This window comes from Nocardia sienata NBRC 100364 (assembly GCF_001613205.1).
Classification (GTDB): domain Bacteria; phylum Actinomycetota; class Actinomycetes; order Mycobacteriales; family Mycobacteriaceae; genus Nocardia; species Nocardia sienata.
The window spans coordinates 91,673-102,661 of the sequence record NZ_BDBX01000031.1 but is presented as its reverse complement, the minus strand read 5'-3'; the positions used below and the strand labels follow the sequence as shown (position 1 = coordinate 102,661).

Sequence of the window (10,989 nt, the reverse complement as noted above, 5' to 3'; positions counted from 1 at the left end):
GCGAAGGCCGTCCGGTAGCCGCCGGTCAACGCCTCGGCGTCGGAGGCGCCGGCGGCCGCCAGGGTGCCGGTGCGGGACGCCGCGAGGGTGGTCAGTACAGCGACGCCGAGGGCCATACCGATCTGCTGGGTGGTGTTGAACAGTCCGGAGACCAGTCCCGCGTCGCCGGCCTCGGCACCGGACATACCGAGCGCGGTGAGCGCCGGGAGCACCAGCCCGAATCCGGCGAGCAGCGCCATCACCGGCAGCAGGTCGATCGGATAGGAGGCGTGCGCCGGCACGGTCGCGAGCCGGGTCATGGCGGCCAGCAGGAGCAACAGCCCCGTGATCAGGACGGCGCGTTCACCGAAACGGAGGGTGAGGCGGGCGGAGACGAACAGCGACACCCCGCCGATCGCCACGGCCGCCGGCAGCATGGCCAGCCCGGTCTCCAGCGCCGCGTAGCCGAGGACGCGCTGCAGGTACAGCGCGAGCAGCACCTGGAAGGCGAACATGGCCGAAACCGTCAGCATCTGGACAAGATTGGCTCCGGCGACAGCACGCGAACGGAAGATCCGTAGCGGGAGCAGCGGATCGGCGATCCGGGACTGCCGGCGGACGAACGCGGCCAGCAGGAACAGGGATACGGCCGCGAGACCGAGCGTGCGCGACGAGGTCCAGCCGTGGCTCTCGGTCCCGACCACCGTGTAGATACCCAGCATCAGCCCCGCGGTGACCAGTGTGGCGCCGATCAGATCCGCCCGGTGCACACCTCCGTCGGCCCGGTCCGCCGGCAGCACCGCGACTGCCAGAGCCAGCGTGGCCAGGCCGATCGGCACATTGATCAGGAAGATCCAGTGCCAGCCGAAGGCATCGGTCAGCACCCCACCCAGCACCTGCCCGATCGCGGCCCCGGCGGCGCCGGTGAAACCGAAGACGCCGATGGCGACCTTGCGCTGCCGGTCGTCGGTGAACAGTGTGACCAGGATGCCCAGCGCGACAGCGGAGGCCAAGGCGCTGCCCACGCCCTGCAGGAAGCGGGCGGCGATCAGCAGCGCGGGAGTGCCGACCGCGCCGGCGATCAGGGAGGCCGCGGTGAACACCGCGTTGCCGATCAGAAAGATCGTCTTGCGGCCGAGCAGATCGCCGAGACGCCCACCCAGCAGCAGCAGGCCGCCGAAGGCGATCAGATAGGCGTTGACCGTCCAGCTCAGTCCGGCGGCACCGAATCCCAGGTCCCGCTGAATCTCCGGGAGTGCCACGGTGACGATGCTGCCGTCCAGCACGGTCATCAGGGTGGCTGCCGACAGCACAGCGAGGGCGAGACGTGCGTGGGTATTCATGGTGTTCTCCTGTCCGGAACCCGACAGGAGAGACTGTAATAGATAGTTTTGTTACAGACAATCTTTTGGAGATCTATTGGCGCGCGCGGCGCGCTGCCGACGGCGCCTCCACCGCCTCGGCGAGATACCCCTCGGTCAGATTTCGCAGCGCACGCACCAGCACCTCCCGCTCCCCCGCCGGCAGCGAGCCGAGCGCCGCGCTGTGCACACCGTCGACGATCCGCTGACTGCGCTCGGCCACCTGCCGCCCCTTGTCGGTGACGGCGATGATGCGAGCCCGCCGGTCCGCCGTGGAAGGCCGCCGCTCGGCGAGCCCGGCCCGCTCCAGCGCATCGACGGTGACCACCATGGTGGTCTTGTCCATATCCCCGATCGCCGCGAGTTGCGCCTGGGTGCGCTCCTCCTCCAGCGCGTGGACGAGCACGCAGTGCATGCGGGCCGTGAGCCCGATCTCCGCCAGCGCAGCCGCCATCCGGGTGCGCAGGACGTGACTGGTGCGGTCGAGCAGGAACGACAGGTCCGCTTCGGCGCGGACGGGGGCCATTGCGGTCATACGTCCATGATAGTTCCGTTGCGGATCTTCTACGGTGAACCGTGCCTGCTGTCCTTAAGCGGGTACCGGGTGATCCGAACGGCCACGGGAATGAACCGGTCAGCGATCCACTCCCCCGGCCCTGCCCTAGAATTGCCCTACAACTCGAAGCACTCCCGTTCTTACGATGCGCACCCAGGTTTCGTGGTGCGTCGGCGAGTGCGTCCGCCCGCGCGGCGGCTTCGCACCGAACTCCGATCCGAGGCGGCGCTCATGACAGACGTCGACTATTGCGTGGTAGGTGGGGGATTTGCCGGACTGACCGCCGCCCGGCGGTTGAAACAGGCGGGCCGCACAGTGGCCGTGCTGGAAGCCCGCGACCGGCTCGGCGGGCGCACGTTCACCGAAACCCGGACCGACGGGTCGTGGATCGATCGCGGCGGTGCCTGGATCGGCCCCGGCCAGGACCGGATCCAGGCCCTGATGCGGGACTACGGGGTGGCGAGTTACAAGCAGTACACCGACGGTGAGGCGATGATGCTCGTCGAGGGCAAGCAGTATCGCTACACCGGCACGATCCCGTGGTCGATGAGCCCGTGGGTGGCGATGAACCTCGGCGCCGCGCTGCTCGACCTGGGTCATCTGTGCAAATCGATACCGCTCGACGCACCGTGGACGGCCGAGCAGGCCGACCGCTGGGATCGCCTCACCCTGGCTCATTGGCTGAATACCCATGTCGTATCCAAGGCCGCACACGAACTGCTCGAAACCGCGATCGCCGGTGCCTACACCTCTGCCGCGTCCGAGGTGTCGCTGCTTTTCGCCCTGTATCAGATGGCATCCGGCGGCGGGCCGGGTTTCGTCCTGGGTATCGAGGACGGCGCCCAGGATTCCCGGCCGGTGGGCGGGATGGGCGCCGTCTACTGCCCGATGGCGGCCGAACTCGGCGACGCGGTCATGCTCGCCCGGCCTGTCCGCCGCATCCAGCAGGACGCCGACGGTGTCACGGTGTTCGCCGGCAAGACGACGGTTCGCGCCCGCCGGGTGATCGTAGCGGTGCCGCTGGCGATCGCGAGCCAGATCCGCTACGAGCCGATACTGCCGGTCGACCGGTCGCTACTGCACCAGCGGATGCCGAGCGGCGCCATCATCAAGATCTCGCTCGTATACGACGAACCGTTCTGGCGGGCGGACGGGTTGTCGGGGCAGTCGGCGGCCCCGGGTTCGCCGGCCACCATCACCATCGACGCCTGTACCGACACCGGCCGTCCCGGCGTCCTGTGTGTCATCGTGGAGGGCCCCATCGCGCGGCGGATCGGCCGGCTCGACCCCGCCGAGCGGCGGCGCACGATCCTGGACGCTCTCGCCGACCGCTTCGGCGACAAGGCCCGCACCCCGGCCGACTACATCGAGCAGGACTGGAGCGCCGAACGCTATTCCGGTGGCGGGATGCTCAGCCACGCTCCGACCGGCGTCCTCACCCAGTTCGGCCCTGCCCTGCGCGCACCGTGCGGGCGTATCCACTGGGCCGGAACCGAGAGTTCCGCGGTGATGTGCGGGTGGGTCGACGGAGCCGTGCGCTCGGGCGAGCGGGCGGCGGAGGAGGCATTGGAGCACGAGATCGTGACCGCGGCCGCGGCACACGCTCCCGGCTCTCGGTTCGAGTGACGACACTCCACGCCGACCGGACCCCGGATCGGGCGTGGAACAATACGAGCGGAGCGAGGCCGCGGCACCGTCCGGCAGCCGCCACCGGGTCCCGCCGCTCAGAACCGGTCTTTGTGCTCACGCAACCAGTCGGCGAACGTGCGCGCGGGCCGGCCGAGAATCCGGTCCACGGTGCCGTCCGGGATCCGCGCCTCCGGCGGCGGGTCGGCGTGCCAGCCCACCACATACTCGGCATCGGCCCGCGAGACCCCTTCGCGCAGCATCCTTTCGATGGCCCGTTCGCGGCCGATCTGCTCGAAGGCGATATCGCGGCCGAGCGCACCGGCGAGCAGAGCCACCCGCTCTCCGGTGGTCAGCGCAGCGGGTCCGTTGAGGTTGTACGCACGACCCGCATGCCCTTCCTCGGTATGCGCGATCGCCGCCACGGCACCGAGATCGCCCTCGTGCACCACCGCGCTCGGCAGATCGAACGGTTCCCGCACCACGCCCTCCGCGCGAACGGATTCCACCCAGGTGAGCGCATTGGATATGAACTCCTGCGGTTCCAGCCGCGTCCATGCGACCCCGGACCGCTCCACCGCGGACTCGGCCGGGCCGACGTAACCACCCCAGAGGATGGTGATCCGCTCGACCCCGGCGGAGACCGCGCGCCGGACCAGTTCGGGTCCGGTCTCGGCCACGCCGGCCGTCACCGTGATGTGCAGCCCGGTGACACCGTCCAACGCCGCGTCCAGCGTCGCGGGTCGGGTGTGCGTACCCGCTACCAGTTCCGCGTCCGCGGGCAGCAGCGTGGCGGCCCGTCGCGGATCACGGGTCAACGCCCGCACCTTCCTGCCCCTACGCAGCAACTCCGACACCACGTGCTTGCCGGTGTTCCCGGTTGCGCCCGTTACCAATACCGTCACGTCGACTCCTTTCCGAACGCGAACGCTATAACCTCAACTAAAGTTGAGGTCAATTCCGCCGATTTCGGAGGCGTCGCGGCACGCACGAGCACCGAATCCGCGGCCCACGCGTCGTACCCGTATTCGGCCGCGGACCCGGCCGGGCGACATCCGAGGCCGGGGATGTGGACCCACGTCCTCGACAAACCGGATTCGACCAGCACCCACATGGCGACCGGCGCCGCCGTGCCGGATACGGAAGAGTGGCGGGAAGTGACCTCGGCGACGATCCCGGCCGGGGATGATCGCACCCAGTGCGCACACGAGTGCCCCGATGCGATTTCGGTTCCCTTCCCGGAGCCGAGCCGCTACACCGAGGTTCGGTCGGAGACGCCGTGGTCTCTTTGTTCTCCAGACACCAGATCTCGATGACCGCCGGCCCGGTCGCCGGCTCCACGGTCGGCCACCTCGGCCGAGCACCGTGGCGCAGGTCAGGACTTTCGGCCGACCGCGGCGTAGCCGGGCACCTTCGCGTCCATCGACGCCGCCGGTTCGATCGGCGGCCGCCACCGGTGGATGGGCACCACGCCGGGTTCCAGGATCTCCATCCCGGCGAAGAACGCGGCGATCTCCTCCTGGTTCCGCGGGTGGCAATACATGCCGCGCTCCTGGTACACCTTCACCGTGGCCGCGATTCCCTCCGGGTCGAAGTCGGCGGTCAGGTGGGTCATCGCCAGGTACGAACCCGGCACCACCGCAGCCAGGAGGGTTTCGGTGATCTCGTAGGCATCGGGCACGAAGTTCAGTAGGGCTATCAGCGACAGCGCGATCGGCTCATCGAAATCCAGGGTGCGGCGCGCGGCCGCCAGGATCTCTTCCGGCCGGGTCGCGTCGGCCTGAATGTAATCGGTGCGCCCCTCCGGAGTGCCGACCATCAGGGCCCGGGCGTGCGCGAGCACTATAGGATCGTTGTCCACATAGACGACCCGTGATTTCGGCGCCTCCTCCTGGGCCACCTGGTGCAGGTTCGGCTCGGTCGGGATGCCCGTACCGATATCGAGGAACTGGGTCACCCCGGCCTCCCGGGCGAGATACCGGGTCGCGCGGTGGATGAACCCCCGATTCGCCTGCGCGGCCAACCGCACCTCGGGCAGTGCCTGCAGCACCTTCTCCGCGGCTTCCGCATCGGCCGGGTAGTGGTCTTTACCACCGAGGTAGTAGTCGTACATGCGTGCGATATGCGGCTCGTGCGGGTTCAGGCCGGACCGATCCATACCGGTGAAGATACAAGACCGACAATAGTTTTCGTACACCCGAGCCCACGGGACCGGATCGTGACGGTGAACGCACCGGAGCCGGTGGTTGCGGAGATCTGCCAGGATGACCGCATGGGAACCATGACTCGCCCCGGCACGATCTCCGCCGGGACGCTGGTTCTGCTGGCCGCCCTGTATTTCGCCCAGGGACTGCCGTACGGGTTCTTCACCCAGGCGCTGCCGGTGGTGCTACGTGAATCCGGCTTCTCGCTGATCGAGATCAGCGCCACCGGAATTCTGTTCGCGCCGTGGGCTCTGAAGTTCCTGTGGGCGCCCTACGTCGATCACTACGGCACTCGCCGGCAGTGGCTACTGACCCTGCAACTCACCGCGTCGGCGGTCACACTCGGGCTCGCCTGCCTGGACCTGTCGGCGTCACTGCGCTGGCTACTCATGGGCATCGCCGTGGTCAACGCGGTATCGGCGACCCAGGACATCGCCACCGACGGTCTCGCCGTTCAACTCCTCGGACCTCGGCAACGCGGCCTGGGCAACGGGATCCAGGTCGGCGCGTACCGGATCGGCATGATCGTCGGCGGTGGCGCGCTGCTGTGGCTCTTCGCGCTCGCGGGGTGGCGCGTCCTGTTCGTCGCGATGTCGATTCTGCTGCTGATCACGGCGATTCCGGTGTGGTGGTCGCCGCGTACCACGATCCGAAGTACGCCGGAGAAGGCGCCACCGAGCCCGGGCGGGTTGACGATCGGATGGTGGCGGCGGCTGCGGCGGCCCGGCATGCTCGCGTTCATCCTGCTCATCGGGGGCTTCAAATTCGGCGATTCGATGGGCTCTGCGATGGTCGGCCCGTTCATGTCCGACACCGGACTCACTCTCGGGCAGATTGCCCTGGTCAAAGGCGTCCTTTCCTCCACCGGAGCGCTCGCCGGCGCGGCCCTGGGCGGCTGGATGTGCTACCGGCACGGCCGGCGGCGCGCCCTGCTCTTCGGGGGTGTCACACAGACCCTCGGTCTGTCTCTCTATCTGCTCGCCGCGCTGGGGATCGGCGGCTTCGAGTTGATCGTCACCGCGAGCCTCGCCGAACACATTCTCGGCGGTGCCGCGACGGTGGCGGTCTTCACCCTCATGATGGACGCCGCCGACCCTGAGCACGCCGGCAGCGACTACACGCTGCTGGCCTGCGCGATCGTGGTGGTGCAGGGTATCGCCGGGTTCGCGGCGGGGACGGTCGGCGAACTGCTCGGTTATCCGGCGCTGTTCGGCTCCGGCCTGGTGCTCTCCGGTATCGGCTGCGCCGCCCTCATCGTCGCGACGGACCGAGGCGCCGGACCGGCGGGGGTGCACGCGGTGTGGGCGACCCCCGGCCCGGCGACGCACCGATCCGCGACCTGACCCGGACGATTTCAGTCCGGCGCCAGCACACCCCGGAGGGCTCGGCGTAGCAGGAGTTCGAAGAGTTCCCCGGGGCCCGCGACACGGCTGGGGGTGACGAGCGCGTCGGCCAGATACGGATGGTGACCCGCCTCGGCGATCTTGCGCACATAGGCCACCTGAGCGATCCGGCGCGATTCGGTCGCCGTCCGCTCATCGAGTTCGGCCCGGGCGAACTGCTGGGCGAGCGCGTTCAACACCGCGACCGTCTGCAGTTTCACCTGCCCGGGAGCATCGACTTCCGCCATGGCCCGTAGCGCGTACTCGAGGTAATCGATTCCGCGAGGTCCGACGCGTAACGGCTCGACCGGGATGTCGAGGAGCCACGGGTATTTCAGGTACACATTCTTCGCCCGGACTCCCAACGCGGTGAGATCGTCGATCGCCTCTCCGGTCAGCGCTACGTCGAGGTCGATCTCCCCAGCGACGGTGTCGACCATGAGGTCGAGCACGTCGTCACGACCCGAAACGTAGCGGTACAGAGCCGATTGACTCACCCCGAGCCGCTGCGCGATCCGGCGCGTGGAGACAGCGGCCAACCCGCCGTGCCCGGCGAGCTCGATCGCCGCGGCGGCGAGTTGCTCCCGGCTGTGCGAGGGGGCCGGGCCACGCCTGCCGTCGGGTCGCTCCCAGACCGTCGGGTCGGCCTTTCCGGACCGTGTCACTCGCCATACCCCTCTACCAATCGATACCTGCCGTGCCCTATTCTAAACTGCGTTCGGTGAACACTATTTATGGGAGGTACCGGATGTCGGCACACGCAGTCTGGGGACCGCGACGATGGGCACAGAACGGAGCGGTACGCCTCGCCTTCGACCGGTACCTGCCGGAGCGAGGCGGTGAACCGCTGCTGATCGCCACCGGGCTGGGCGCCAACCGGCACTGGCTCCCCGACGGGTTCTGTGAGCAACTGACCCGACACGGTTTCGCCGTGGCGCGCTACGACCAGCGCGACGGCGGCGAATCCACCCATCTGCCGCCCACGGCCGTGCGGAACCCGATCACAGCGCTGCTCACCCGGCGCGGTGCGGACTACACCGCCGAAGACATGGCCGACGACGCGGTCGCGGTACTCGACGAACTGGGCTGGCAGTCGGCACATGTGCTCGGAGTCTCTCTCGGCGGCGCGGTGGTTCAGCGCCTCGCCCTCCGGCACCCCGACCGGGTACGGACCCTCACCACTGCCGATGCCGTCCCCGGCGACGTCACCGGACTGCGCACACTCCGCTACATCCGGTTGCGCACGCTCGCGAAGTTCGCCCGGGTGAAGTTTCCCGACACCCGACAGGGTGCGATCGAGGCAGGCGTCGCGGTAGCGAAACTGCTCGCCTCGCCACGCCACGAATTCGACGAAGCAGCCGTGCGAGCGCGTTTGGAAGCCGAGCCCGACAGCGGAATCCACGACGCACAAGCCCAGAGCCGGCAGATCGGGGCCCAGTGGAGCGGCCCTGCGATCACCGGCATCACCCGGCCCACCCTCGTCGTACACGGCGAAGACGACCCGCTGATCGAACCCGCCGCCGCGCATACCATCGCCTCGCGCATACCCGGCTCTCGTCTACTCATACTTCCCGGAGTGGGGCACGAACTGCCTGAACATGCGTGGAAGCCGCTCGCTACCGCAATCCGCGAACTCGCCGACGGGAACGCGCGATGAACTCGGCCGAACCGCGGCGCGCCCGACCACCGGGCCCGCGCGGTCCACGCTCTCGTGCTCGAACCGTCGGATCGGCACGAGGCGGCCGCACGGTGCGTTGGCGGCCGGGCAGCCCGGCAGTGCGTTATCGTCGGCACCCCGATGGACATACCGGCTGCACGAGCGACAGCGCGCCCTGACGTTCGGTACCGGCCCGAATCGCGGTTTCCGGGAGGGATTATGGACATTACCCAGCTGATCCTCGACGACCACCACGAGCAACGGCGACAGTTCGCGATCCTGGAGCAGATCGATCGCCGCGAGACCGGGGTGCTCTCCGTGATCTGGGACAGGCTGGCGGCCTTTCTCGAACTGCACGCGCAGGCGGAGGAGGAGATCTTCTATCCCGCGCTGCTCCAGGTGGGTATCGCGGCCCGGCGCGCATCCGGGGTGGAGGCAGAGACCATCGACGCTGTGCACGACCACAACGAGATCAGGGACGCGGTCGCCGAAGTGGCACGTCATCGGGTCGGCAGCGATGACTGGTACACGGCCGTCGCAGCAGCGAACACGGCCAACAGCGATCACATGGCCGAGGAAGAGCGCGAGGGCCTGACCGATTTCCGCCGTCTGGCGGGGTTGTCGCACCGCCATCGGCTGGCTGTCGCCTTCGCCGCGTACGAGGCGCGGCACTACGCGGGCGTCCGCCCTGTCGACAAGGATCCCGTCGGCTATGTCCGCACCGCGGAGAAAGAGCTACGGACCACCAAGAGTGGATCTCTGAGTGTCGGCACCCTGAAGCGGGCTCCGCGCAGTGGCCCGGCCTCTACTGCCGGCTGAGCGAAACGTTTTCTCCGGACATGCCGCGACAGCGCTGTGGCGCGACAGCGATATCGACACAGCGTAGGTAACGACCATCCGCCTCATCGATCCCGGCAGGCCCACCCACCTGCCGCCTGATCGGTAATCGAGGATCGCCGGCCTGTTCCGGATGTTCACATTCGCCTTGACTTGGAGTGCTCTCCAGGACTTAGCGTCGACCCGACGGTTCCGAATCCAGGAGGTAACAGCATGTTCCACGTCCACACCCGCTACCTCGGCGAACTGGCGGTCTCCGCGCAGGGTCTGGGGTGCATGGGCATGAGCCACGGTTATGGCACCACCGATGACGAACAGTCGATCGCGACACTGCACCACAGCCTCGACCTCGGGGTGAACTTCTTGGATACAGCCGACTTCTACGGCTCCGGGCACAACGAGGAACTGATCGGCCGAGCCATCGGCGGCCGACGCGACGAGGTGGTGCTGGCGACGAAGTTCGGCTTCGCCAACCGGCTCGGCGAGCCGACCCGGCTCCGCGGTGACGCCGCCTACGTGCGGCAGGCCTGCGAGGCTTCCCTGCGCAGGCTCGGCGTCGACCACATCGATCTGTACTACCTGCACCGAGTCGATCCGCAGGTACCCATCGAGGAAACGGTCGGCGCCATGGCGGAATTGGTGCGGGCCGGTAAGGTCCGGCACCTCGGCCTGTCCGAAGCGAGTGCGTCGACCATCCGCCGGGCGCACGCGGTACATCCGATCGCCGCGTTGCAGAGCGAATGGTCGCTGTGGACCCGCGACCTGGAGACCGACATCGCCCCGGCCTGCCGCGAGCTCGGCATCGGCATCGTCGCGTTCGCCCCGCTGGGACGTGGCTTCTTGACCGGCCGATACCGCTCGGTCGACGAGCTGGCGGATAACGATGTGCGGCGCAATCAGCCGCGTTTCGCCGACGGCAACCTGGACCGCAACCTGGCGATCGTCGCGAACCTCGAAGAGCTGGCCGCGGCGAAGGGAGTCACCGCCGCCCAGCTCGCCCTGGCGTGGGTACAGCACCGAGGCGAGGATGTGGTGCCGATCCCCGGCACCCGGCGACAGCGAAACCTGGAGGAGAACATCGCGGCGCTGGCCGTCGAACTGTCCGCCGAGGAACTCGCCGCCATCACGGCCACCGCCGCACCCGAACAGGTCGCGGGTACCCGCTACGACCCGGCCAACCTCGCCTTCGTCAACGGCTGAACCCTTCGGCCGTCCCTGTCGGCGCACCGAACCCGACCCACGATACGAGCGACCCCACCCGCGCGCCGACGGGTGGGATCCGCAAATTCCCTACCGGCAGCACTACATCCGCTGACGGCTCGACGGCCAGTGCCGTCCGGGTGACGGCACACACGGCGGCGCGGGGCACATCCGGGCTTGCCAGCGA

General features: G+C 68.5%; 10 protein-coding genes. 5 read left to right on the top strand and 5 right to left on the bottom strand.

Going from position 1 to position 10,989, the window contains the following annotated elements:
- Positions 1–1,322: MFS transporter (locus NS4_RS17845; RefSeq protein WP_063060653.1), on the bottom strand; the 1,322-nt coding region annotated here is incomplete at its 3' end.
- A 73-nt stretch (positions 1,323–1,395) separates the two neighbouring features.
- The gene (locus NS4_RS17840; protein ID WP_063060652.1) at positions 1,396–1,875 is read right to left on the bottom strand and encodes a MarR family winged helix-turn-helix transcriptional regulator; all 480 of its coding nucleotides are present in this window, start codon (positions 1,873–1,875) and stop codon (positions 1,396–1,398) included.
- Positions 1,876–2,127: 252 nt separating this feature from the next.
- On the opposite strand from NS4_RS17840, the gene NS4_RS17835 reads away from it, so the two are divergent.
- Positions 2,128–3,522, top strand: a complete 1,395-nt coding sequence (locus tag NS4_RS17835; protein ID WP_063060651.1) for a flavin monoamine oxidase family protein — start codon at positions 2,128–2,130, stop codon at positions 3,520–3,522.
- Positions 3,523–3,620: 98 nt separating this feature from the next.
- On the opposite strand, the gene NS4_RS17830 is transcribed toward NS4_RS17835, so the two are convergent.
- Together NS4_RS17830 and NS4_RS17820 are read right to left on the bottom strand one after the other, a co-directional pair.
- Complete coding sequence (locus tag NS4_RS17830) at positions 3,621–4,427, bottom strand: NmrA family NAD(P)-binding protein (protein ID WP_063060650.1); 807 nt, start codon at positions 4,425–4,427, stop codon at positions 3,621–3,623.
- Between the two features lie 470 nt (positions 4,428–4,897).
- The gene (locus NS4_RS17820) at positions 4,898–5,680 is read right to left on the bottom strand and encodes an SAM-dependent methyltransferase (RefSeq protein ID WP_063060648.1); all 783 of its coding nucleotides are present in this window, start codon (positions 5,678–5,680) and stop codon (positions 4,898–4,900) included.
- A gap of 114 nt (positions 5,681–5,794) precedes the next feature.
- Here NS4_RS17820 and NS4_RS17815 point away from each other — a divergent pair, with 114 nt between their 5' ends.
- The gene (locus tag NS4_RS17815) at positions 5,795–7,069 is read left to right on the top strand and encodes an MFS transporter (protein ID WP_063060667.1); all 1,275 of its coding nucleotides are present in this window, start codon (positions 5,795–5,797) and stop codon (positions 7,067–7,069) included.
- 11 nt (positions 7,070–7,080) lie between these two features.
- Here NS4_RS17815 and NS4_RS17810 read toward each other — a convergent pair whose 3' ends face one another.
- On the bottom strand, positions 7,081–7,773 hold the full coding sequence (locus NS4_RS17810; protein WP_063060647.1) for a TetR/AcrR family transcriptional regulator: 693 nt from the start codon (positions 7,771–7,773) through the stop codon (positions 7,081–7,083).
- Between the two features lie 83 nt (positions 7,774–7,856).
- Between NS4_RS17810 and NS4_RS17805 the strand changes: the two genes are divergently transcribed.
- The 3 genes from NS4_RS17805 to NS4_RS17795 all read left to right on the top strand — a co-directional run bounded on the left by NS4_RS17805 (position 7,857) and on the right by NS4_RS17795 (position 10,802).
- Positions 7,857–8,765, top strand: coding sequence for an alpha/beta fold hydrolase (locus NS4_RS17805; protein ID WP_063060646.1), 909 nt, complete (start codon positions 7,857–7,859; stop codon positions 8,763–8,765).
- Positions 8,766–8,984: 219 nt separating this feature from the next.
- Positions 8,985–9,584, top strand: a complete 600-nt coding sequence (locus NS4_RS17800; RefSeq protein ID WP_063060645.1) for a hemerythrin domain-containing protein — start codon at positions 8,985–8,987, stop codon at positions 9,582–9,584.
- A gap of 231 nt (positions 9,585–9,815) precedes the next feature.
- Complete coding sequence (locus NS4_RS17795) at positions 9,816–10,802, top strand: aldo/keto reductase (protein WP_063060644.1); 987 nt, start codon at positions 9,816–9,818, stop codon at positions 10,800–10,802.
- The last annotated feature ends 187 nt before the right edge of the window (positions 10,803–10,989 follow it).

What these genes read in the sequence shown, in the direction of transcription:
- NS4_RS17795 (WP_063060644.1), top strand. Translation starts at nt 9,816, where the DNA reads ATGTTCCACGTCCACACCCGCTACCTCGGCGAACTGGCGGTCTCCGCG.
- NS4_RS17815 (WP_063060667.1), top strand. Translation starts at nt 5,795, where the DNA reads ATGGGAACCATGACTCGCCCCGGCACGATCTCCGCCGGGACGCTGGTT.
- NS4_RS17820 (WP_063060648.1), bottom strand. Translation starts at nt 5,680, where the DNA reads ATGGATCGGTCCGGCCTGAACCCGCACGAGCCGCATATCGCACGCATG.
- NS4_RS17805 (WP_063060646.1), top strand. Translation starts at nt 7,857, where the DNA reads ATGTCGGCACACGCAGTCTGGGGACCGCGACGATGGGCACAGAACGGA.
- NS4_RS17800 (WP_063060645.1), top strand. Translation starts at nt 8,985, where the DNA reads ATGGACATTACCCAGCTGATCCTCGACGACCACCACGAGCAACGGCGA.
- NS4_RS17840 (WP_063060652.1), bottom strand. Translation starts at nt 1,875, where the DNA reads ATGACCGCAATGGCCCCCGTCCGCGCCGAAGCGGACCTGTCGTTCCTG.
- NS4_RS17835 (WP_063060651.1), top strand. Translation starts at nt 2,128, where the DNA reads ATGACAGACGTCGACTATTGCGTGGTAGGTGGGGGATTTGCCGGACTG.